The organism is Corynebacterium sp. ACRPZ (genome assembly GCF_022346205.1).
Lineage (GTDB): Bacteria > Actinomycetota > Actinomycetes > Mycobacteriales > Mycobacteriaceae > Corynebacterium > Corynebacterium lehmanniae.
In genome coordinates, this window is record NZ_JAKRMR010000013.1 from 21,410 (window position 1) to 43,091 (window position 21,682).

Sequence of the window (21,682 nt, forward strand, 5' to 3'; positions counted from 1 at the left end):
ATAGTGAAACCGCATGCGTTGTCCACTTCAATGGACGTTTTTCGCAAAACCCTTGACTCGAACACATGAGCGTTCTATAAAGGTGTCAATGTTCATGAGTAAGGGGATCAACCATGACAATTGCGGTGGACGAACGGACGGAAGATCGAACGGGTGACCTGTCGGCAGAGGTGCTCGAGGATCAGATCAAGTGCAATCAATTGTCGGCGAACCACCACCGGGCGCGGATGCTCGATGCGGTGGGGCAGTTCGACGAACAGGGGCTGGCGGAGCAGTACGGGGAGAAGTCGACGGCAACGTGGCTGCGCAGCGAACTCAACCTCCCGCAGGCCACGGCATTCGAGTACGTGCGCGTGGCGCGGGGGCTGAGAAAGTTCAGGCTCTTGTTCGACGCGTTCGAATCGGGGGTGATGCCGTATTCGACGGTCCGTTTCCTTCTCCAGTATTTGGAGGAGCGCAACGAGGAGCAATACGTCCAACTTGCGCTGAGCATGTCGTTTGCCGATCTCCAGCTTGTGCTTGCCGGGGCAAGGCCCAAAGAGGAGGATCCGACTGAGCCGTATGCCCGCGCCCGCGAGTGTGACGACGGCATGCTCGCCTTCGAGGCGAGGCTTCCGGCGGTAGCTGGCCAAAAGCTCCTGACCGCGTTAAAGGTGGCACAGCTTGCCAGTTTCGGTCTCGAGGATGTGGACCCAGATGATCTGCAGGATCCGGAGAACGTGCAGAAGCTTATCGACGACGCAGCTGCCGCCGAAGACGCCGTCCCCTCAGAGCAAGACCGCGCTCCGCAAAAGCGTACGAAGATCACCATGGACGATATCGTGCGTTCGGTGTCGCGGTACGGGCCTCCGGAGAAGCAGGACGTTTACGGGGCGTTGTTGGCGATGATCGATATGGTTCGCGCGAACCCAAAGAGTCCGCTTCGCAGTCCAGGCGTGCAGGTCAACCTCATGGTCAACCAGTTTGGCCAATGTTGGATGCCGGAAAACCGCTCGGCCAGTTCTGAGGACGTGCGCAGCTACCTCGCCAATGCGATGGTGCGTTTGCACTTGCTGGATGACACGGGACTGACGATCCACGTCGGCCGTTCGCGGCGGTTCGCCACCGACGGCCAAGTGCAGGCGCTGTTGGCGATCTGGGGGTATCAGTGCGCTATGCCTGGATGTTCGCATAGACGCTTCATAGAGATGCACCACATAAAGGAGTGGGAGCACGGAGGTATGACTGATTTAGACAACCTGATCCCACTGTGCTCGAGCTGCCACTCTCAGGTGAGCCACGGAGTAATCACCATCGAGCGCCAAGGAGCTGACCTGTTCTTCACGTTCAAAAACGGTGCCCGGTTCGTCTCGCGCAACAGAGCGCTGCCGAGGCGGATGGAGTATGTCACCGGAGATTCGTTCGCCGTGTGATCGGATTGGAACATGGTGGTACCGGTGGTGCACAGTGGTGGGCATGAACCGTTGGGTGCTGCACATCGACATGGATGCGTTCTACGCATCGTGCGAGCAGCTGACCCGCCCGACGCTCAAAGGGCGCCCCGTGCTGGTGGCGGGAGTGTCCGGCCGTGGCGTAGTCGCAGGCGCCAGCTACGAGGCGCGCAAGTACGGGGCGCACTCGGCGATGCCGACGCATCGGGCCGCACGGCTGGTGGGCTCGAAAGCGGTGCTGGTGGCGCCGCGCAGGCCGGTTTACGCGACTGCATCGCGCCGGGTGTTCGAGATCATCGGCAGGTACGTGGACGTGGTGGAGCAGCTGTCCATCGACGAGGCGTTCATGGAGCCGGAAGACTTGATCGGGGCGAGCCCGGAAGACGTGGAGAAATGGGCGAACGAGCTGCGGGCGGCGATCAAGGAAGAAACAGGGCTGCCCAGTTCGATCGGCGCAGGTCCGGGAAAGCAGTACGCCAAGATCGGCTCCGGCCGGGCGAAGCCGGACGGCGTGTTTGTCATCCCGCACGACCGGCAGCTAGAGATCCTGCACCCGATGCCAGTCAGCGAGTTGTGGGGTGTGGGACCTGTGACTGAGTCGAAGTTACTTGCTGCGGGGATTGAAACGATCGGCGATCTAGCGAACCTCAGCGAGAAAGAACTGGACATTGCCATCGGCGGCGCGGTGGGCAGGCAGCTGTGGTGGTTGGCGCGTGGGGTGGATGAGCGGCCGGTGGCGCCGCGGGCGGAGTCGAAGCAGATCTCCTCGGAGCACACGTACCCGCAAGATTTGACCACCCCGCCGGAGGTGGACGCGGCGTTGGAACGGGCGGCTGCGGAGTCGCACCGCAGGCTGCGCAAAGACGGGCGCGGGGCGCGAACGGTGACGGTGAAGCTGCGGATGGCGGACTTCCGCATCGAGTCGCGCTCGGCGACGTTGCCGTACGCCACCGACGACGCGGAGACGCTGCTGGCCACTGCGTTCCGGATCGTGCGCTACCCCGACGAGGTGGGCCCGATTCGGTTGGTGGGCGTGTCGTACTCGGGCCTGGAGGAGACGCTGCAGGACGTGCTGTTTCCGGAGTTGGACCAGGCGATTGTGAAGCCTTCGCCAGTGTCGGCCGACTACGAAACTGGTGTCAGCGACCACGAAACGCAGTTCGACACGGAGGTGCACCAGGAGGCTGCTCCGGAGCAGGGGGTGTGGCGCGCGACGCAGGACGTCTACCACCCGGATTACGGGCACGGCTGGGTCCAGGGTGCGGGCAAGGGTTGGGTGACGGTGCGGTTTGAAACGCGGGCGACGGGTCCAGGCAGGATTAAAAGCCTTCGCGCGGACGATCCGCAGCTCCGGCAAGCTGACCCGCTGGATTCGTTGGCGTGGGAGGACTGGTTCTCACAGCAGTGAGCGCGGGTCCACACCGGTGGCCAGCGCGGTGGCCAGCGCGATGCGGGCCTGCCCGGCGCTGAGATAGCCGGCGGGCAACGCGCCCAAATCGCCGAGGGTGGAGCCGCCGCCGGCGCCGCCGTACGCGAACGACACCTCGCCGTAGGGCACCGACGTTGCGACGACCACAGGTACCCCGCGGCGCAGCAGCTTTGCGACGGCGCTGCCCATGCACGCCGACACATTGCCGGAGCCGAGGGCTTCTAAGACGAGCCCGTCGATGGGCCCGAGTGCGCGGATGAGGGAGTCGTCGGCGCCTGCCCACGCGCGGATGATGGGGATGTTCAACCCGGCGAAAGGCGCGGCAGATACCGCCATGGGGCGGGGCAGGGGAGTGCCGCTGGTGAGGGTGAAGGCGTGCTCGGCGGTGGTTTGCGTCTTCATCAATCCGCGCGCCGGGAGGGTCTCGCCCGCGAAATGGACGAGCACGCCGCAGTCGCGCCGGGTGGCGGCCACCTCGATCGCGCCGCGCAGGTTGGCGGGGCCGTCGGGGCGGGCGTGGTCGGCGGAGCGCATCGCGCCGGTGAGCACAACGGGGCGGGGATCGGTGTGGACGAGGTCCAGCGCGAGGGCGGTCTCGGCCATGGAGTCGGTGCCGTGGGTGATGACGAGGGAGGCGGAGTCGTCGAGAAGCGAAGTGCGCACGGTTTCGCGCAGCAGGTCGATCTCAGCCAAGCCCATGGACGAGGAGTCGAGGCTGGCCACATCGATGGCGCGCACCCGGCGAGTGGTGCCGCAGCGGGCGACGAGCTCGTCGCCGCTGAGCGTGGGCACGAGCGCGCCACGGTCGTTTGTGGTGGAGGCGATCGTGCCGCCGGTTGAGATGACTAACACGTTCATGCACACAGAGTGCCAGAAAGTTGCGGGTGTGCAGTAACGTGAAGCAAGAGATTTACGCTACGCAAGGAGAACACGTGAAAGCACCGAAACTTGTCGCAGCCGCAGCTGTCGCTGGCATCGCACTGAGCTTGACGGCCTGCTCCGAGGATTCGGACACGACCGAAACCACCGCCGCGTCCCAGGAGGCCTCCTCCGAGGCTGCGCCGGTGGCCGAAATGCCGACGGCGGACGAGCTCAACGCTGTGCTGCAGCGCGCCGCTGACCCGAACCTGCCCATCGCCGAGCGTGCGAATACCGTGCAGGGTGGCGAAACCACGCCGGAGCTGTTCGACCTGATGACGCAGTCGCAGCAGGAATCCGGCGCGAACTTCCAGGTGGTCGACCCTGTGCTGCCGGGCTACACCGCCAACTCGGTGCTGGCCACCGTGAACTTCACCCGCCCGAACGCGGAGTCCCAGCTGGCGGAGGACGTGGAGTTCATTAACGAAGGCGGCCAGTGGAAGATCTCCCAGAGCTGGGCCTGCTTCCTGGTCAGCAACACCCTCGCCCCGGAGCAGGTGCCGGATATGTGCAAGACCGGGGCGCCGGCTGCGCCCGAGGCACCGGCAGAAGCACCGGCAGAAGCGCCGGCTGAAGCGCCGGAAGAAGCACCGGCAGAGCAGGCGCCGGCCCTCTAAACGCCAAACTGCACAGCGCGGGTGATGTCTTGGACCACCCGCGCTTTGTCGTCTCCGCCGTAGATCAGGCGGGTGGTCCAGGCAGTCTGGCCCTCCACTGGCAGCGGGCGGTGAAGGTCCACCACGATCTGGCCTTCGGAGGTGGTGCGGGAGGAATCCACCTGCACGCTTTCGCCCTCGAGCTCGCCGGGACCGTCGATAGTGAGGGTGTTGTTCTGGGGGCGCTCCTCAACTTTCGTGTCCAGCGTCAGTGTGTCGCCTTCGCGGGAGAGCAGGGTGTAGGTGGTGGTGCGCGTCATCGAGGTGTCTCCCGCGACACGGCTTTCCACGGTCCAGGTCGCGCCGGGGCCGATGGGCTCGTCGGGGAAGACGACGGAGTTGTTGATCAGGGTGATGAGGGTGGGCTCGACGAGCTGGAGGCCGCGCTGCGGCGCGTCGGCGGGCGCGAGCAGTTTCAGGGTGGAGATGCGTCCGGTGTCGTCGGTGCGCCAGCTCATGCGGAACCCCTCGGAAGCGGCGACATCCTGGCCGATGTCCAAGTCCGAGTGCTTGCCGGAGCCGACCACGAAGTCGATGCGGGAATCGGCGTCCTCCTCGCCGTCGCCCGGGGCAGGAGCCTCTTCGGCGGTCGCGGTCAGCGGCAAGGTGGTTTTGTTCACATCGCCGCCTGCCGGGGCGTCCGCGACCTCGGCTTCGCCGGGGGCGGCCACGTGCTGGTCCACGCCGGCGGACACGGCGACGGCGGTGTCCCACTCCGAGTCCGGGGAGTAGCGCACCTCCTCCGGGTTCTCGCCGGGGTCGACCAGGGTGACCGAAGGGGCGTCGATAGGAAATGCTGGCACCCCCGCAACCGGATCGTCCTCGGCGGAGGAGCATGCGGTCAGCGCGAGGGTGAGGGTAGCGGCGGCGGTGATACTGCGGAGGGTCCGGAACATTCTTCAAAAGCTACCTGTCCCGTGCAGCGGAATACAGGCAGGCCGTCCGCGACCCGCTAAAGTGGATCGGCGATGAAGCAGGACACGACAGCACAACGCACCCCCCGCTACCTCGCCTTGGTGGTGGCGGTCATGCTCGCGGTCGCCGCGGTGGACCAGGGCGTCAAGCAGCTGATGCTGAACTGGCTGGAACCCGGGGTGGCGCAGCCGGTGATAGGGGACTGGTTCCGCTTCTACCTGCTGTTCAACTCCGGCGCGGCGTTTGGCATGGGAGGGGACCTCACTGGGCTGTTCACCGCGATCCAGCTGGCGTTCGTGCTGGGTGCGCTGTGGTTTGGGCCGAAAATGACTTCGGAGTGGGAAGCGCTGGGCCTGGCGCTTGTGGCCGGCGGCGCGCTGGGCAACCTCATTGACCGGTTGTTCCGCGACCCTGGATTCTGGTTCGGACACGTGGTGGACTACATCTCTGTAGGCAATTTCGCAGTGTTCAACTTGGCCGATGCGTCGATCACCGTCGGCGTGGTGGTATTCATCCTGGGAACGATCGCCGCGGAGATGAAGGGAGGCGATGATGGGCGGTGAGTTCAGGGCCCTGCCCGTGCCTGAGGGGCTTGAGGGCATGCGGGTGGATGCGGCGATCGCCAAACTCTTCGGGGTGTCGCGCTCCGTCGCATCCGAGATGGCGGCGGAGGACGATGTGCTTGTCGACGGAGCTGCCGCCCAAAAATCCGACCGCGTCACCGCAGGCGCGATGCTGGAAGTCACCCTGCCCGAGCCGAAGCGCGCCCCGCAGCCAGTGACCGAGCTGGTGGAGGGCCTGGAGATTCTCTACCAGGACGCGGACGTCATCGCCGTGGACAAGCCGGTGGGCGTGGCCGCGCACCCGACGCTGGGCTGGGAGGGCCCAGACGTGGTCGGCGGGTTGCAGGCGATGGGCTTCACCCTGCCGGACGCGGGGCCCCCGGAGCGCCAGGGCATCGTGCAGCGCTTAGACGTGGGCACCTCCGGCGTGATGATCGTCGCGGCCAGCGTGCCCGCGTATTCCGTGCTCAAGCGCGCCTTCAAGGAGCGCACGGTGGACAAGACCTACCACGCGCTGGTCCAAGGCCTGCCGGACCCGATCGAGGGCACTATCGACGCGCCGATCGCGCGCCACCCGTCGGCAGGCTGGAAGTTCGCCGTGACCCAGGACGGCCGCCAGAGCGTGACGCACTACAGCGTCATCGAGGCATTCCGCCGCGCGAGCCTTCTCGACATCCACCTGGAAACCGGGCGCACCCACCAGATCCGCGTGCACATGTCGTCTGTGGGGCACCCGTGCGTGGGCGACCCCATGTACGGCTCGGACCCGAACCTGGCCAAGGAGCTGGGGTTGAAGCGCCAGTGGCTGCACGCCACCAAGCTGGGCTTTACCCACCCGCGCACCGGCGAGTACATGGAGGTCGCCTCCGAGTACCCGGAGGATCTGCGCGCCGCGCTGGATAAAGTGCGGAACGGCTAGATGCGCGCGCTCGCGGTGGTCCTCGCGCTGGTCGCCGGATTCTGGCTGGTGGGCGAGGCCAACCCGCCCGCCCCGCCAGTGCTGCAGGGCGACCAGCTCGGCCCGGAGGACGGGGAAACTCCACAGCAGTACGCCCAGCGCGCCGCCGCCACCCTCGACCACGAGGAGGCCTCCTTCGCACTGGTCACCTTCGCCCGGCCGCTCGGCCCCGACGAGGCCGCCGCAGCACTTGCACCCGCCCCGCGCGTCAGTGCGCTCGCGGTGCCGGGGGTGGCTCCGGTGGTGGTCCCGGAGGCGTCGATAGGCAAAAAGCGTATCGACGTCCTCCGGTCCGCCACCGCATCTCCAATCGCCGGAGCAGTAGTGTTTGCCCCGCGCGCGCAACTGGAGCAGATTAACGCCACGGAGACGGTCCTTGCTGTAGAAATGCTGCAAGCCGACGCGGTGTGGGGAGCGTTCTCCATCACTCCTTCCGCAACACGCGGGGGTGTATAGTTTGCGGAGTTGTACGCAGGCCCGTTTTGCACCGTTAGGCAAGGAGAGCTCTTGACTTCCTCTACCGAAAAATCAACCGGACACAAGCGTCTTAGCCGAGCAGGACTTGCGTTGGTGACAACCGCCGCGCTCTTCCTCGGCGCATGCGGATTCGGCGGAGGCGGCGACGACAACGCTGAGGGGGCGGGCCTGAACCCCGGCGATTACACCGTGACCACCAACGAAGGTGTGTCCGACAGTGTTGTGGTTAACGGCACCATTGAGCCGATCCGCTCCGTGAACATTTCTACCGCGGTGCAGTCCGAGGTGGAGAAGGTGGCCGTCAAGGCCGGCGATCGCGTGCAGCCGCAGCAGTTCTTGGCCTCCATGAACTCCGAACAGCTGGAGCGCCAGCTGGAGGTGCAGCAGAAGCAGCAAGCCAACGCCCAGGCGGACGCCCAGGCGCAGGTGGATCAGGCGCGCGCGGCGCTCAATGCCCACCAGGAAAGCGTGAACAACGGCACTAACGAGGCCATCCGCGCAGCCCAGGCGCAGGTCAACCAGGCGCAGGCGGCTTACGACGCTGCCGTGGCCGCCAACGGCGGCGCCCGCATTGTCAACCGCGGCATCGCGGCCGTCGAGCGTGCCGCCGGCGGCATTTCCTCGGACCTCGGCATCAGGACGGCGCCTCCGGCACAGCCGGCTGCGCCGAAGGCGCCCGAGGCACCGGCGGCACCGGCTATGCCTGGCCAGCCGGGCACGCCGGGCACGCCGGGCCAGCCGGGCACGCCCGGTGAGCTGAGCCCTGAGCAGCTGGCGCAGCTGACGGGGGAGAGCGGTGCCGGCGGTGCTGGTGGCGGTGCTGCCGTGGGCCCGGGCATGAGCGTCGAAGAAGCAAGCGCGGCGCTGCAGGACGCGAAGGCGGCCCTGGCTGCGGCGCAATCGGCGGCCGCGCAGGAGGGAAACCAGCTGCAGGCGCAGTTGGACTCCGCGGTGCGCCAGGCCGAAACTGCCGAGCTCGGCGACGGTGACGGCACCCTGGAATACCAGGTGCGCGAATCCACTATTTACGCCCCGATGGCGGGACTGGTCACCAGCGTGGACGTGCGCGAAGGCGACATCCCGCAGGGCAAGCTTTTGACCATCGCGGATGATTCCCGCTTGGTCATCCGCACCGACGTGCGCGAATCGGACGTGCCCAATATCAAGGAAGGCGACCGGGTGGAGTTCACCACCGCCGCGACCGGCAAGAAGACGTTCAAGGGCCGCGTCACCCGTATCGCGCCGGCGTCGGATTCCGTAGCTAGCGGCAACCAGAACCCGATGCAAGGTATGCCACAGCAGCAGGGCAACAACAAATCCAACGAGGTGACGTTCCCGGTGGAGATCGAGGTCACCGGCGACAAGGAAGGCCTGCTGCTCGGCGGTTCCGCCCGCGCGGAAATCATCACCGCGGAGGCGAAGGACGCGCTGAACGTGCCGCTGGACGCCGTCTACGGCGAGGACAACGACCAGAAGGTGCTCGTGCTCGCCACGGACGGCGATGACGCGACATCGGGCACCGTCGAGGAGCGTTCTGTGAAAACCGGCGCATCCAACGACGTGGACGTTGCGGTCACGGGCGGCGAGCTGAAGCCGGGCGACATCGTGATCAACTGGCCGGAGGAGTACGAAGACCGAGTCGGTGAGAACGTGGAGATCACGGACCCGAACTTCAACCCGGACCAGGTGCGCCAGGCGCGGGAGAAGAAAGAGCGCACCACGGCCACGGTGACGGTCACCAGCACCCGTCGTGCGGCCGAGGGGCAGCAGTAGATGACGCAGGCTTCGAAGCACAGCGGCATGGCCGATTCCGGCTTGCTCATCGACATGCGCAATGTGGTCAAAACCTACAACGAGGGCGAACCCAGCGAGCTGACGGTTCTACACGGAGTCGACTTTTACGCCGACCAAGGCGAGTTCGTCTCCATCGTCGGCCCGTCCGGCTGCGGCAAGTCCACGCTGATGAACCTGATTGGCATGCTGGACCGGCCGACCGAGGGGGCCTACGCCTTCAACGGCGAGCCGGTCTACGCCAAGGAGGACAAAGAACTCGCGTCCTACCGCAGTACGAACATCGGCTTCATTTTCCAGAATTTCAACCTGATCGGCCGCATGGACGCGCTGCAGAACGTGGCCATGCCCATGATGTACGCGGGCGTGGAGCGCAAGGAGCGTGACGAGCGCGCCGCCGAGCTGCTGGACCGGATGGGCATGGGCGACCGCCTGCACCACAACCCGAACGAGCTCTCCGGCGGTCAGAAGCAGCGCGTGGCAATCGCGCGCAGCCTTGCCAACGACCCGGATCTGCTGCTTGCGGACGAGCCCACCGGCGCGCTGGACTCCAAGACCGGCCGCATGGTGATGGACCTGTTCCACGAGCTGAACCAGGAGCTAGGCAAGGCCATCGTGTTTATTACCCACAACCCGGAGCTCGCTGAAGAGACCGGGCGCGTGGTGGAAATGATGGACGGCCGCATCGCCGGCGTGCGAGCACCGGGAGGAGCGAGCTAAATGAACATCCGCGAATCCATGCGGCTGGCCGTGTCCAGCCTCAACACCAACAAGCTACGCTCGCTGCTGACGCTGTTGGGCATCATCATCGGCATCATGGCCGTGATCATCATCATGACGCTCGGCCGCGCCCTGGAAAACGACGTCATGGGCGGGCTCGAGGACGCCGGCACCACCACCTACCCGGTGATGGTGCACGAGCGCCCGGAGGAGGGCGAGGGCGGCGACGACCCGTTCGCGGGCTTCGGCATGGCCGGGCCGACCGAAGAGCGCGACGGCGTGAGCCTTGAACAACTCGACGATTTGAGTGCCTCTTTCGGCGACCGGATCCAAGGCGTCGACATCGACATCTCCGGCCAGGGCGAGGCCAGCACGGGCGACGACTCTGTCTCCGTTGGCATCAACCCGGCACTTACCGGCTCGCTGGATATGCGCAGCCTGAATGCGCAGTATGGCCGCGGCATCACGCAGGACATGCTCGATGGTCGCCGCCCTGTTGCGGTGGTTTCCCCGGAGCTTGTGGAGGCGCTTTTCGACGGCGATTCCGCCGCCGCCCTCGGCTCCCGCTTCGACGTGGACGTGGACGGCACCACCAGCGTGTTCACCATCGTCGGCGTGCTGGAACGGGCGGACAAGGACCCGGCGTTTGGCCCGTCCGCCGCCGCCGAGATTTTCATTCCCGCAACGGCGGCGGACCGGGTTGGGCTGGACGCGAGCTGGACATCGTCGTTTAGCGTGCGCTCCGCGGCCGATGAAGACGCAGAGGTGTTCCGTGGGGACCTGCAGTCCTACCTTGACCGCCAGTACGCGGGCAACGAGAACTACGAGGCCGAAGTCTTCGATATTTCCGCGGGGCTGGAAGGTCTGACCACGATCTTCCGCACTCTGTCCACGGTGCTGTCCGCCATTGGCGGCATCTCGCTGCTCGTCGGCGGTATCGGCGTGATGAACATCATGCTGATCACGGTGACCGAGCGCACCCGCGAGATCGGCGTGCGCAAGGCCCTCGGAGCGACGCAAAACGATATCCGCGTGCAGTTCATCGTCGAGGCGATGCTTGTGTGCCTGATCGGCGGCATCATCGGTGTGATCCTCGGCGGCGCGGTCGGCATGATCGCCAGCGCCGCGGTGTTGGACATGACGTGGCCGCCGATCAGTGCCGTGATCTTCGCATTGCTGTTCTCGCTCGCCACAGGTGTGTTCTTCGGCGCGTACCCCGCCTCGAAGGCGGCAAAGATGCAGCCTATCGAGGCGCTGCGGTACGAATAACCGCACCGGTTTTCGAGGGGATTCGCGCCTGTCGGCGTGCCGTCTAAGATGAGCCGCATGGCCAAAAAATCCTCCTTCGTGCATCTGCATAACCACACCGAATTCTCCATGTTGGACGGCATGGCGAAGGTGGACATGCTCGCCGACGAAGTTGTGCGCCAGGGCATGCCTGCAGTGGGTATGACCGACCACGGCAACATGTTCGGTTCGAATGCGTTCTACCGCCGCATGGTGGACGCCGGGGTCAAGCCGATCATCGGCATCGAGGCGTACATGGCGCCGGAGTCCCGCTTCAACAAAAAGCGCGTGCTCTGGGGTACCCCGGACCAGAAGCGTGACGACGTTTCCGCGTCCGGCGCCTACTTGCACCAGACGATGTTGGCGGAAAATGCGACAGGCCTGCGCAACCTGTTCAAGCTGTCGTCGCTGGCGTCCTACGAGGGCCAGCTGGGCAAGTGGCCGCGCATGGACGCGGAGTTGATCGCCGAGCACGCGGACGGCATCATCGCCACCACGGGCTGCCCGTCGGGCGATGTGCAGACGCGCCTGCGCCTCGGCCAGTACGACGCCGCGCTCGAGGCGGCGGCGATGTGGCAGGACATCTACGGCAAGGACAACTATTTCCTGGAGTTGATGGACCACGGCCTGCACATCGAGCGGCGGGTGCGCGAGGACCTTCTGCGCATCGGCCAGGCGCTGGATCTGCCGCCGCTGGTGACCAACGACTGCCACTACGTGCTCGAATCTCAGGCGCCGTCGCACGAGGCGATGCTGTGCGTGCAGACCGGCAAGACGCTGCTTGATCCAGACCGATTCAAGTTCGACGGCTCCGGCTACTACATTAAGTCCGCGGAACAGATGCGCGAGCTGTGGGATTCCACGGTGCCGGACGGCTGCGACAACACCCTGTGGATTGCGGAGCGCGTCGGCGACTACGGCGAGCTGTGGGAGGAGCACCCGCACGACCGCATGCCGATCGCGGACGTGCCGGAGGGCCACACGCCGACGACGTGGCTGCGCGAAGAGGTGTTGCGCGGTTTGAAGGAGCGTTTCGATGGTGGAGAAGTGCCGGAGGAATACCTGACGCGCGCGAGCTACGAGATCGACGTCATCGACATGAAGGGCTACCCGTCCTACTTCCTCATCGTGGCGGAGCTGATCAAGCATGCTCGCGAGATTGGCATCCGCGTCGGACCGGGCCGTGGTTCTGCGGCGGGCTCCCTGGTCGCGTACGCGCTGACGATCACCAACATCGACCCGATGGAACACGGCCTGCTCTTCGAGCGATTCCTGAACCCGGAGCGCCCGTCCGCGCCGGATATCGATATCGACTTCGATGATCGCCGCCGCGGAGAAATGATCACCTACGCCGCAGAGCGCTGGGGCGAAGACAAGATCGCCCAGGTGATCACCTTCGGCACGGTGAAGACCAAGCAGGCGATTAAGGACTCGGCCAAGGTGAACTTCGGCCAGCCCGGCTTCCAGATGGCGGACCGCATCAACGGCGCACTGCCGCCGGCGATCATGGCGAAGGACATTCCGCTTTCTGGCATCACCGACCCGGAGCACGAGCGCTACAACGAGGCCGCGGAGGTCCGCTCGCTGATTGAGACGGATCCGGACGTGGCCAAAATCTATGAGACGGCCCGCGGCCTGGAAGGCGTGGTCAGGCAGGCAGGCGTGCACGCGTGTGCGGTGATTATGGCCTCGGTGCCGCTGATGGAGCACATTCCGATGTGGAAGCGCCCAGCGGACGGCGCGATCATCACCGGTTGGGACTACCCGGCGTGCGAGGCCATCGGCCTGCTGAAGATGGACTTTCTAGGTCTGCGCAACCTCACGGTGCTGGGTGACGCGCTGGAGAACGTGAAGAAAAACCGCGGCGAAACCATCGACCTCGAGGCACTCGACACCGACAACCAGGCGGTCTACGAGCTGCTCTCGCGCGGCGACACCCTAGGCGTGTTCCAGCTGGACTCAGGCGGCATGCAGGAGCTGCTCAAGCGCATGAAGCCGACCGGATTCAACGATATTGTCGCTTCGCTGGCGCTGTACCGCCCGGGCCCGATGGGTGTGAACGCCCACTGGGATTACGCCGACCGTAAGAACGGGCGCAAGCCGATTACGCCGATCCACCCGGAGCTGGAAGAACCGCTCAAGGAGATTCTGGATGAGACCTACGGCCTGATCGTCTACCAAGAGCAGATCATGAACATCTCGCAGAAAGTGGCGAACTACACGGCGGGCCAAGCAGACGGCTTCCGCAAGGCCATGGGTAAGAAAAAGCCGGAGGTGTTGGCGAAGCAGTACGAGACGTTTTCCGCCGGCATGTTCTCCAACGGCTACTCCAAGGAGGCCGTGGATGCGCTGTGGGGCACGATCGAGCCGTTCGCCTCCTATGCGTTTAACAAGTCCCACGCCGCGGGTTACGCGCTGGTGTCCTACTGGACGGCGTACATGAAGGCGAACTACGCCGCTGAGTACATGGCGGCACTGCTGACCTCTGTGGGCGACAAGAAAGACAAGTCCGCGATCTATCTGTCGGACTGTCGCCACCTAGGCATTAGCGTGCTGCAGCCGGACATCAACGAGTCCGAAGAAAACTTCATGGCTGTTGGCGAAGACATCCGCTACGGGCTTGCCGCTGTGCGAAACGTCGGTGTGGAAGTGGTGGAGTCCATTAAGAAAACCAGAAAGGAAAAGGGCTCTTTCACCAGCTTCTCGGACTACCTGGACAAAATCGAGTTGGCGGCCTGCAACAAGCGAATCACAGAATCGCTGATTAAAGCCGGGGCATTCGACTCGCTGGAGCACCCGCGCAAGGGGCTCATGCTCATCCAGGAAGACGCCGTCGATTCCGTTCTTGCCACAAAGAAGGCGGCGGACAAGGGGCAGTTCGACCTCTTCGCCGGTTTCGGCGGGGAAGACGGTGCCAACAACTCCGCGTTCACCATCGAGGTGCCTGACGACGAATGGGACCGCAAACATAAGCTCGCACTGGAACGTGAGATGCTCGGCCTGTATGTCTCCGGCCACCCGCTCGACGGTTTCGAGGAGGCCATCGACGCGCAGACGGATACCCAGCTGACCACCATCCTCTCCGGAGAAATGCGCAACGGGGCAGAGGTGACCATCGGCGGGCTGATCTCCACCGTGGACCGCCGTTTCTCCAAGAAGGATGGCTCCCCGTGGGCGATCGTGACCATCGAGGACCACCATGGCGCACAGGTGGATGTGCTGCTGTTTAACAAGGTGTACGCACTGGTCGCGCCTCAGATCGTGGAGGACAACATCATTCTGGTCAAGGCGCACGTTTCCATCCGCGACGATCGCATGAGCCTGTTCGGCGACGATGTGAAGGTGCCGGAGCTTGGCCCCGGCAACGGTGCCGGGCTGCCGCTGAGGTTGACCATGCGCACGGATCAGTGCACAGCGGAGAATATCGCCAAACTTAAAGGCGTACTGGTGAACAACGCCGGCGATTCCGACGTCTACCTGAATCTGGTCAACGGAGAACACAGCCAGCTGATGATTCTGGGTGACCACCTACGCGTGAACCGCTCGGCCAGCTTGATGGGCGACCTCAAGGCGACACTCGGCGCCGGGATCCTGGGCTAGCGCGCGGCCCCAAACCAAGCGGAAAGCCCCGTCCGGTCACACCGGACGGGGCTTGGCGTATACGCAGCAGGCTTTACTGCTGGCCCGTCAGCGTCTTGAAGTCCTTCTTCAGGTTCTTGAGGTTCTCCTTCAGGCCTGGGACCGCGCCCACGACAACCATGAGGGAGCTGATCGCCGCTGCGAGGGCAGTGACCCAGACCGAGATCTTGGTGATGATAGTCAGTGCCTGCTCCTCGTAGGAAGACGGCTGCAGCCATGCCGGCGGGGTGTAGGTCGCTGTAGGAGTGATGGTTGCGACGTTGCTGCCCGTCGGCTTCTCCTTGCCGGTGGTAGCCGGGGTGGTGGTAGCCGGGGTGGTGGTACCGGACGGCTCGACTACTACCGGGCTTTCCGTGGTGGGGGCTGGCTCGCTGGTCTTGGTCGACGCCGTGGTGGCCGGGGTGGAATCCTGCGTTACCGTGGTGGTCGGCTCCGCAGAGACGGACGTGGTCGTCGTCGAAGTATCAGCTTCGGCGGCGGCTGCGGCACCCGCGAGGGAGCCAGCTGCGATAGCGGTTGCCGCGAAAGACACGGCTACGAAACGGGACTTCATTGATTGACCTTCCTCAGGCGAAAGAGAGCGGGTGGGTTAGAACGGAAGATTCGGCAGCTGGAAGTTAGGCAGCTGGAAGTTGGGCAGCTCAAACTTCGGGGTGTACAGGTGCGGCAGACCCAGGCCGAACTGTGCGTTGACCATATCGATGATCTTGTTCGCGCCGCGCGGGTCAGAGAACACGATCAGGGAGGTGGTCAGCACAGCACCGAGGGTGCCAGAGAAGATGCCGACGATGGTGCCCTGGGAAGAGCCGGAGGTCTGCGGCTTCGGCTGCTGCGGCTTCGGCTGCTGCGGCTTCGGCTGCTGCGGCTTCGTGGTGGGCGCCGGCTGAGTGGTCTCGGTTGCCGGGGCGGTGGTCTCGGTTGCCGGGGCGGTGGTCTCGGTTGCCGGGGTGGTCGGCTCGGTTGCCGGCTCAGACGGCTCGGTTGCCGGGGTGGTCGGCTCGGTAGTGGTACCGGTGGTCGTAGCCGCGGTGTCCTCCTGAGCGATCGCCGGGACGGTGGCCAGGGACAGAGCGGTTGCGGCAGCCACGGCTGCGGTGGAAATACGCTTCATATGTTCTCTTATTCTCCTCGTAGAAGATCCAAAACAGTCGATGTGGGCACTGTGCCCTACATGACACCCCGATGAACCTAGCAGGTTTAGGGTTAAAAATGTAGTGAAGCAGCGGCGTTTATTTCATGGACAACAGTTGTCCGCCGCCACCCAATTACTTGGCAAACATCGAGTTCACAACGCTACCGAGCGCGCCCAGAGCGCCGATCGCCAGCGCCACAGCAGCAAGTGCGATCGCAATCACACCGCCCTTGGATAGGGAGCTGCCGGCAGCGTCCTGGCCCGGCTGAGCGGGCTCGGCCGGCTTGGCCGGTGCCTCGATGAGCGAGTCCACCTGGAACACGGTTGTGGTGCCGGACACCTCGTTGCCCACGATCAGCAGGTTCTCGCCGTTCGGGGAGTCTTTCTCAGACACGAACGTGAGGCCCTCAGCTCCCAAGTCGCCAACCTTCTCCAGCCCGGCCTGCACGGCGTCGTCGCCCTCGTCGGCAAGTTCTTCCATGTTGATGGAGAAGTCGCGGTTGTTGATGTAGGCGGTGTAGGCAGGCTTCGCCGGGTCGGTGATGTCGTAGACCATCACGCCGCCGATGCGCTCAAAGCCGACAAACGCGTAGGTGCGGCCGTTGATCTCGCCGAGGGTGACGCCCTCCGGCTCCGGCCCCTTGTCATCGGAGCGGGACTCGAACTCGTTTTCCGTGTGGTTGGTGTTGAAATACTCCGGCAGAAGCTTCGCGGTGAGCTCCTCGAACTCGGCGCCGGAGTCGAACACGCGCTTGCCGTCGGCGGTGAAGATGGAGAAGCTGCGGCCGCCGTAGGTGTAGAGGTCCTCGTAGCAGTTCTTCTCTTCGTTCAAACCGAACGCGGTGGTGATCTTCAGCCGGCCCGCGTTTTCGTCGGCCTGGAATTCCTCGATTTCGCTGGCGGTCATGCCCGCATAGCCTTCGCAGATCGGGGCCGCCTTCTTGCCGCCCAGCTTCTTGATGCGCTCTTCCTCGGAGTAGGCCTCCCAGTCGCGCGCGTCGCCCTCGTTGGCTGTGACCAGGTAGGTCGTGCCGTCGACCTCGTAGGCGGCGATGGAATCCGGCTGCAGAATGCCCTTGACCGGTGCGGTGCGGATGTCGATCTTGCCGTCCTTGTCGGAGATGTCCATTGGCACCTCGCGGCGGTCGGTGTAGCCCAGAGGCCACACGTCCTCGACGGTGGCGGTGGCGATGTCCACCACGGCGACGGCGTTGTTTTCCTGCAGCGTCACGTACGCCTTGCCGCCCGCGACGGCGATGTACTCCGGCTCGAGGTTCTGCGCCTCGGTGGTGGAGGCGCCCACCTGGCCGTAGATGTGCACGCCCTTATCCGCCAAGGTGCCTTCGAACGCAGTGAAGTCCGCGGTGCGCACATCGGCCTGGGTCGCGGTCTTTACAGCATCAGGAAGCTTTACGACGGATACGCTGCCCTCTGGATCAACCGAGTAATCTTCAGCGGGCTCGCCTTCGTTTGCTACCAGTGCGTAATCGCCCTCCGGGGTGATGGTCACCATGTCCGGCAGGGCACCGACACCCACGCGGCCGAGCACGGTGCCGGGCGTGTCGGCACCGGCGTCGAAGAAAATCAGTTCGCCGGCATCGGTTTTGTTCTCAGGCTCGACGGTGGCCACCGCGAGGCCGTCGGCACGCACAGCGACGGAGTTGATGGTGGTGTTCTTACCGCCGGAGACCTCGCCGACCTTGGTGAGCCTGGAGGGGTCAGCCGCGTCGAGGACGTCGATCTTGCCGGACAGCGCGTTGACGGTGAGGATGCGCTTGGAATCGGCGTGGAAGGCGACAATCTCGGCGGCGGACTCGTCGAAGGCGCCTGCGCCGTAGGAACCCAGCACCGAGATGTCGGCGGTGGCACCGTCGGCCAGATCCTTCACCGGCTCAGCAACGACGGCGGCGGTTGCCGGGGAGACAAGGCCGAGGGTGAGGGCGGTAGCGCACGCGGCGGCGAGGCCGGTGCGGGAGATGCGGTTTCCGGGCATGGGGGACCTTTCGGGGAGCTGTAAAAACGAGTACGCGTTCTGGTGTACAGCCTGAAGGTGGGCGCGAAGTTACGGTGAGGTGAAGGGGGAGTAAACGAGTCGGGCAGTTGTAGACTCGCTAACCATGCGCACAGCCACACCGAACACATCCGACTCCGCCTTCGAGGAAGTCCACGCAGCCGACATCCGGTTCGCGCAAGGCCGGATCTCATCGGTGATTTCGCCGACTCCACTGCAGTACTGCCCGCGGTTGTCAGAGCAGTACGGCGTTAATGTCTACCTCAAACGCGAGGACCTGCAGGACGTGCGCTCCTACAAAATCCGCGGCGCCTACTACGGCATCTCCCGGCTGGGTGAAGAGGCCCGCGCCGCCGGTGTCGTGGCGGCGTCCGCCGGCAACCACGCCCAAGGCGTGGCCTACGCCTGCCGCGCGATGGGCATCCAAGGAAAGATCTTCGTGCCCAAGCCAACCCCGAAGCAGAAGCGCGACCGCATCCGCGTCCACGGCGGCGACTCCATCGAACTTGTGGTCACGGGCAACACGTTCGACGAGGCCGCGCAGGCCGCCCGCGAGGACGCCGCGGCACGCGGCGCGACGGTGATCGAGCCGTTCGACTCCCGCGACACTGTGGTCGGCCAGGGCACCGTCGCCGCCGAGATCGTGGCGCAGCTGGCCAGCCTGGGCAAAGAGCTGGACACCGTGCTGGTGCCGGTGGGCGGCGGCGGGCTTATCTCCGGCGTGCTGTCCTACCTGGCTGACATGTCCCCGGCGACGAAGGTGGTTGGGGTGGAGCCGAAAGGTGCGGCGTCGCTAGGCGCGGCGCGCGATGCGGGCGAACCCGTCACCCTGGAAGCAATCGACCCGTTCGTGGACGGCGCGGCGGTAAAGCGCATCGGCGACATCCCGTGGCAGATTTTCAACGCCCACCGCGACACCACCGAGCTCTACGCCGCGGACGAAGGCGCGGTGTGCACCGAGATGCTCGGGCTGTACCAAAACGAAGGCATCATCGCCGAGCCCGCCGGCGCGCTGTCCGTGGCGGGCCTGGAACTGGCGGAACTGGCGCCCGGTTCGACCGTGGTGTGCATCATCTCCGGCGGCAACAACGACGTGCTGCGCTACGCCGAGGTGATGGAGCGCTCCCTGGTGCACCGCGGCCTGCGCCACTACTTTTTGGTCAACTTCCCGCAGGAGGCAGGCCAGCTGCGCCACTTCCTCAACGACATCCTCGGCGAGGAAGACGACGTCGTCCTGTTCGAGTACCTGAAAAAGAACAACCGCGAAACCGGCGCCGCACTCGTGGGCATCGAGCTCGCCCGCGCCGAAGACCTCGCCCCGCTGCTGGGGCGGATGGATGAGTCGGCGATCGACTGCCGCCGCCTAGAGCCGGGCACACCGGAGTACGACTACATCGTGGCGGGTTAAGCCGATGGAGCAGTCGTACGTACGCCCCGCAGATGAGCTGGTTACCCACGAGTTCGAAGTCAAACGCTCCCGGTTCATCGGCTGGATCGCCCGCGCAACCACAGAGCAAGAGGCGCGCGAGGTCATCAACACCGCCCGCGAAGAGTACCCGGACGCGCGCCACCACTGCTCCGCGTTCATCGTGCACCAGGACGCAGCGCAGCCCCTCGAGCGCTCATCCGACGACGGCGAGCCCTCCGGCACAGCCGGCAAACCCATGTTGGAGGTGCTTAAAGGCTCCGGCATGCAGGACGTGGTGGCGGTTGCGATCCGCTACTTCGGCGGCATCAAGCTCGGCACCGGCGGGCTGGTCAGCGCATACACCGAGTCCGTGGCCGACACACTGGAGCACGTCACCCGCGTCACCCGCGAGGTACGTGAGCTGGGCACCGTGGACTTCCCGCACGCCGAAGCTGGGCGCATCGAGTCGGAGCTGCGCACCGCAGGCATCGACGTCGTGGATGTGGAGTACGGGCGCGCCGCCACCTACACGCTGGCGTTCACGCCGGGGGAGCGCGATCGTGTGGACACACTTTTGGCCGCCGCCACTCACGGCGGCGCCGAGATGAAAGAGGCCGGCTACCGCTGGGTCGAACGCGGCGCGTAAGGCGCTACACTTAGACGCCATGACCATGCAGCCGCGCCCCAATGACCCGATCGCACAGCGCAAGGCCGCCGTGCGCCAGTACTCCCGCAACGCCGTCCTGTGGGCCGGCGGCGGCGTTGCCGGAGGCATCGCTTTCGGCCTGATTTTCAGTTCTTGGACCTTCTTGTTCCTCGGCCTTGTCGTTGCTGTCGCAGGCGGGTTCACCAACTGGAACAAGGTCCAGCGAATCGTCAACCACAAGGACCAGTACTAGCTTGACCCAGCCAACCATGGCGGCGGTGCGCATCGACGCCTGGCTGTGGGCCGTGCGCATCTTCAAAACCCGCAGCCAAGCCGCGGACGCGGTGCGCGCCGGGCACGTGAAAATCGACGGCAAGGCCGTCAAGCCCGCCCAGCAGGTCGTCCCCGGCGAGACGGTGCGCGTGTGGAAGGACCACCGCGAATACATCTTTGAGGTGGCGGCGACCGTGAGCAAGCGCGTCGGCGCGCCGGTTGCCCGGTCGTGCTACATCGACCACTCGCCACCGCCCCCGCCGCGCGAGCTGTTCGCAGCCCCGCCGGTGCGCGACCGCGGCACAGGCAGGCCGACGAAGAAGCAGCGCCGCGAGATCGACCGGCTAATGGGTCGGCGCAACTGAACTACTCGCCGCGCAAAAGCCGCAAACGGTTGGTCAGCCGCTTGCGCCGTACCTGCGGACGGTTGCCGGCGTCCCAGGTGCGCTCGATGTGTTCGGTGCCGAAGCGGTTGAGCAGCAAATCGTCCACGATGCGCACCTGGCCCGGCACGAAGGGGTAGGACAGCGAGTTCGAGATCGCCTCGATGTCCGCCGGGTTGGTCAGCTCCGCAACGTCGGAGACGTGCTCCATGCCGTGGGCCCGCAAAAGCTCCGTGCAGAAGCGGTAGTCGCCTGCGCGCGACAGCGGGAACTGGTTGCCCAGCAGCACGGTGAGGATGCCCGGGAGAGTCTCCGGGGAGATCTCCGCGTCCACCTCGGTGTTGACCTTGTCTGCCGGATCCTCCGGGTTCGCCAGCGACGCGATCTGGTCGAACTGCTGGTCTGCCAGCTCTATCAGGCCGGCCGCCAGGGTGAAAGCCCGGTCCACCTGCGGGTCCAGGTTCTCGGTGGCGCGCTTGTACCGGATATCGTGCTCGAACTCGGCCCAGGCGTGCTGCAGCACGGTGCGGATCTGCACCTCAAAAACCTGGCCGACGTACTCTTCCAGCCCCTCGGACTGCTCCTGCACCCGCACGATCATGTGGTGCGAGCCGTAGCCGAAGCCGCCGGCCACGCGCGTTTCTTCGGCCTTGTCCACGCTGCGCAGCACTTCGAACTGGTCCGCGAGGAGACGCTGCACGGCCGGGATCTCAGTGGAGTGCAGCACCGTGATGCGCGCGCCGATGATGTCTTTGATGTCGTGCCACGGGTCGGGGTAGACCATCTCGCCGTCGTCGCGCGTCTTGCGCGCCTTTTCCTTCAAAGAGGTCCAGGACTTCACGCGCGCGTCCACGCGGTCGAAGTTGACGCCGGCGTCGCGCATGAGTTCGTGCAGCGCGTGCCGAAACGCCGTCGCGATGTCGTCGTGTTCGCGCATCCAGGCAAAGTAGGTCGACCCGAGCCGGGCGATGGTGTCGTCCATCGCCTTGTTCCTCGGCTTCTCAGGCTTTGCGGGATGCTTTGCAGTGCTCATAACGGCGGGATAG

General features: G+C 65.2%; 20 protein-coding genes. 14 read left to right on the plus strand and 6 right to left on the minus strand.

Features of this window, described 5'->3' with window-relative positions; translation table 11 throughout:
- The first annotated feature begins 113 nt into the window (after positions 1-113).
- Both MHX64_RS09450 and MHX64_RS09455 read left to right on the plus strand, forming a co-directional pair.
- Positions 114-1,412: an HNH endonuclease signature motif containing protein gene (locus MHX64_RS09450; RefSeq protein ID WP_239356740.1), complete on the plus strand. Its 1,299-nt coding sequence runs from the start codon at positions 114-116 to the stop codon at positions 1,410-1,412.
- A 43-nt stretch (positions 1,413-1,455) separates the two neighbouring features.
- On the plus strand, positions 1,456-2,838 hold the full coding sequence (locus MHX64_RS09455) for a DNA polymerase IV (RefSeq protein ID WP_239356738.1): 1,383 nt from the start codon (positions 1,456-1,458) through the stop codon (positions 2,836-2,838).
- Here the strand turns inward: MHX64_RS09455 and MHX64_RS09460 are convergent.
- A complete protein-coding gene (locus MHX64_RS09460; RefSeq protein ID WP_239356736.1) occupies positions 2,827-3,717 on the minus strand; it encodes an asparaginase in 891 nt (296 codons plus the stop codon). The genes MHX64_RS09455 and MHX64_RS09460 overlap by 12 nt on opposite strands.
- A 74-nt stretch (positions 3,718-3,791) precedes the next feature.
- On the opposite strand from MHX64_RS09460, the gene MHX64_RS09465 reads away from it, so the two are divergent.
- Positions 3,792-4,394, plus strand: a complete 603-nt coding sequence (locus MHX64_RS09465) for a hypothetical protein (protein ID WP_239356734.1) — start codon at positions 3,792-3,794, stop codon at positions 4,392-4,394.
- On the opposite strand, the gene MHX64_RS09470 is transcribed toward MHX64_RS09465, so the two are convergent.
- Positions 4,391-5,329: a DUF6263 family protein gene (locus MHX64_RS09470; protein WP_239356731.1), complete on the minus strand. Its 939-nt coding sequence runs from the start codon at positions 5,327-5,329 to the stop codon at positions 4,391-4,393. The two genes, MHX64_RS09465 and MHX64_RS09470, sit on opposite strands and share 4 nt — an antisense overlap.
- A 72-nt stretch (positions 5,330-5,401) precedes the next feature.
- On the opposite strand from MHX64_RS09470, the gene lspA reads away from it, so the two are divergent.
- From lspA to dnaE, 7 genes are all read left to right on the plus strand, one after another.
- Positions 5,402-5,911: a signal peptidase II gene (lspA, locus tag MHX64_RS09475; protein ID WP_239356729.1), complete on the plus strand. Its 510-nt coding sequence runs from the start codon at positions 5,402-5,404 to the stop codon at positions 5,909-5,911.
- The gene (locus MHX64_RS09480; RefSeq protein ID WP_239356727.1) at positions 5,901-6,830 is read left to right on the plus strand and encodes an RluA family pseudouridine synthase; all 930 of its coding nucleotides are present in this window, start codon (positions 5,901-5,903) and stop codon (positions 6,828-6,830) included. The genes lspA and MHX64_RS09480 overlap by 11 nt, the downstream gene beginning before the upstream one ends.
- Positions 6,831-7,325 carry a hypothetical protein gene (locus MHX64_RS09485; protein WP_239356725.1) on the plus strand — a complete coding sequence of 165 codons (495 nt, stop codon included), beginning with the start codon at positions 6,831-6,833 and terminating at the stop codon, positions 7,323-7,325.
- 114 nt (positions 7,326-7,439) lie between these two features.
- Positions 7,440-9,119, plus strand: coding sequence for an efflux RND transporter periplasmic adaptor subunit (locus MHX64_RS12100; RefSeq protein ID WP_239356723.1), 1,680 nt, complete (start codon positions 7,440-7,442; stop codon positions 9,117-9,119).
- Positions 9,120-9,857 (plus strand): ABC transporter ATP-binding protein, encoded by a 738-nt coding sequence (locus MHX64_RS09495; RefSeq protein WP_370642102.1) that lies wholly within the window; start codon positions 9,120-9,122, stop codon positions 9,855-9,857.
- Positions 9,858-11,126: an ABC transporter permease gene (locus tag MHX64_RS09500; RefSeq protein WP_239356721.1), complete on the plus strand. Its 1,269-nt coding sequence runs from the start codon at positions 9,858-9,860 to the stop codon at positions 11,124-11,126.
- Positions 11,127-11,183: 57 nt separating this feature from the next.
- Positions 11,184-14,744 carry a DNA polymerase III subunit alpha gene (gene dnaE / locus MHX64_RS09505; RefSeq protein ID WP_239356719.1) on the plus strand — a complete coding sequence of 1,187 codons (3,561 nt, stop codon included), beginning with the start codon at positions 11,184-11,186 and terminating at the stop codon, positions 14,742-14,744.
- Positions 14,745-14,817: 73 nt separating this feature from the next.
- Here dnaE and MHX64_RS09510 read toward each other — a convergent pair whose 3' ends face one another.
- From MHX64_RS09510 to MHX64_RS09520, 3 genes are all read right to left on the minus strand, one after another.
- Positions 14,818-15,336, minus strand: a complete 519-nt coding sequence (locus tag MHX64_RS09510) for a hypothetical protein (RefSeq protein ID WP_239356717.1) — start codon at positions 15,334-15,336, stop codon at positions 14,818-14,820.
- A 36-nt stretch (positions 15,337-15,372) separates the two neighbouring features.
- Entirely contained in the window at positions 15,373-15,894 is a 522-nt protein-coding gene (locus MHX64_RS09515) for a hypothetical protein (protein WP_239356716.1), read from the minus strand.
- A gap of 154 nt (positions 15,895-16,048) precedes the next feature.
- Positions 16,049-17,908, minus strand: a complete 1,860-nt coding sequence (locus MHX64_RS09520; protein ID WP_239356715.1) for a choice-of-anchor I family protein — start codon at positions 17,906-17,908, stop codon at positions 16,049-16,051.
- A 124-nt stretch (positions 17,909-18,032) separates the two neighbouring features.
- Between MHX64_RS09520 and ilvA the strand changes: the two genes are divergently transcribed.
- From ilvA to MHX64_RS09540, 4 genes are read left to right on the plus strand one after another with little or no spacing between them, the layout of a single operon-like run.
- On the plus strand, positions 18,033-19,334 hold the full coding sequence (gene ilvA / locus MHX64_RS09525) for a threonine ammonia-lyase IlvA (RefSeq protein WP_239356714.1): 1,302 nt from the start codon (positions 18,033-18,035) through the stop codon (positions 19,332-19,334).
- Between the two features lie 4 nt (positions 19,335-19,338).
- Positions 19,339-19,980 carry a YigZ family protein gene (locus tag MHX64_RS09530; RefSeq protein ID WP_194559529.1) on the plus strand — a complete coding sequence of 214 codons (642 nt, stop codon included), beginning with the start codon at positions 19,339-19,341 and terminating at the stop codon, positions 19,978-19,980.
- 19 nt (positions 19,981-19,999) lie between these two features.
- Complete coding sequence (locus MHX64_RS09535) at positions 20,000-20,233, plus strand: hypothetical protein (RefSeq protein ID WP_181888708.1); 234 nt, start codon at positions 20,000-20,002, stop codon at positions 20,231-20,233.
- Between the two features lie 16 nt (positions 20,234-20,249).
- On the plus strand, positions 20,250-20,618 hold the full coding sequence (locus MHX64_RS09540; RefSeq protein WP_239356763.1) for an RNA-binding S4 domain-containing protein: 369 nt from the start codon (positions 20,250-20,252) through the stop codon (positions 20,616-20,618).
- A 1-nt stretch (position 20,619) separates the two neighbouring features.
- Here the strand turns inward: MHX64_RS09540 and MHX64_RS09545 are convergent, their stop codons facing one another.
- A complete protein-coding gene (locus tag MHX64_RS09545; protein ID WP_239356713.1) occupies positions 20,620-21,669 on the minus strand; it encodes a GTP pyrophosphokinase family protein in 1,050 nt (349 codons plus the stop codon).
- Between the last annotated feature and the right edge of the window lie 13 nt (positions 21,670-21,682).

What these genes read in the sequence shown, in the direction of transcription:
- MHX64_RS09485 (WP_239356725.1), top strand. Translation starts at nt 6,831, where the DNA reads ATGCGCGCGCTCGCGGTGGTCCTCGCGCTGGTCGCCGGATTCTGGCTG.
- ilvA (WP_239356714.1), top strand. Translation starts at nt 18,033, where the DNA reads ATGCGCACAGCCACACCGAACACATCCGACTCCGCCTTCGAGGAAGTC.
- MHX64_RS09450 (WP_239356740.1), top strand. Translation starts at nt 114, where the DNA reads ATGACAATTGCGGTGGACGAACGGACGGAAGATCGAACGGGTGACCTG.
- MHX64_RS09545 (WP_239356713.1), bottom strand. Translation starts at nt 21,669, where the DNA reads ATGAGCACTGCAAAGCATCCCGCAAAGCCTGAGAAGCCGAGGAACAAG.
- MHX64_RS09470 (WP_239356731.1), bottom strand. Translation starts at nt 5,329, where the DNA reads ATGTTCCGGACCCTCCGCAGTATCACCGCCGCCGCTACCCTCACCCTC.
- MHX64_RS09460 (WP_239356736.1), bottom strand. Translation starts at nt 3,717, where the DNA reads ATGAACGTGTTAGTCATCTCAACCGGCGGCACGATCGCCTCCACCACA.
- MHX64_RS09480 (WP_239356727.1), top strand. Translation starts at nt 5,901, where the DNA reads ATGGGCGGTGAGTTCAGGGCCCTGCCCGTGCCTGAGGGGCTTGAGGGC.
- lspA (WP_239356729.1), top strand. Translation starts at nt 5,402, where the DNA reads ATGAAGCAGGACACGACAGCACAACGCACCCCCCGCTACCTCGCCTTG.
- MHX64_RS09455 (WP_239356738.1), top strand. Translation starts at nt 1,456, where the DNA reads ATGAACCGTTGGGTGCTGCACATCGACATGGATGCGTTCTACGCATCG.
- MHX64_RS09535 (WP_181888708.1), top strand. Translation starts at nt 20,000, where the DNA reads ATGACCATGCAGCCGCGCCCCAATGACCCGATCGCACAGCGCAAGGCC.
- MHX64_RS09540 (WP_239356763.1), top strand. Translation starts at nt 20,250, where the DNA reads ATGGCGGCGGTGCGCATCGACGCCTGGCTGTGGGCCGTGCGCATCTTC.
- MHX64_RS09500 (WP_239356721.1), top strand. Translation starts at nt 9,858, where the DNA reads ATGAACATCCGCGAATCCATGCGGCTGGCCGTGTCCAGCCTCAACACC.
- dnaE (WP_239356719.1), top strand. Translation starts at nt 11,184, where the DNA reads ATGGCCAAAAAATCCTCCTTCGTGCATCTGCATAACCACACCGAATTC.
- MHX64_RS09515 (WP_239356716.1), bottom strand. Translation starts at nt 15,894, where the DNA reads ATGAAGCGTATTTCCACCGCAGCCGTGGCTGCCGCAACCGCTCTGTCC.
- MHX64_RS09495 (WP_370642102.1), top strand. Translation starts at nt 9,120, where the DNA reads ATGACGCAGGCTTCGAAGCACAGCGGCATGGCCGATTCCGGCTTGCTC.
- MHX64_RS09530 (WP_194559529.1), top strand. Translation starts at nt 19,339, where the DNA reads ATGGAGCAGTCGTACGTACGCCCCGCAGATGAGCTGGTTACCCACGAG.
- MHX64_RS09510 (WP_239356717.1), bottom strand. Translation starts at nt 15,336, where the DNA reads ATGAAGTCCCGTTTCGTAGCCGTGTCTTTCGCGGCAACCGCTATCGCA.
- MHX64_RS09520 (WP_239356715.1), bottom strand. Translation starts at nt 17,908, where the DNA reads ATGCCCGGAAACCGCATCTCCCGCACCGGCCTCGCCGCCGCGTGCGCT.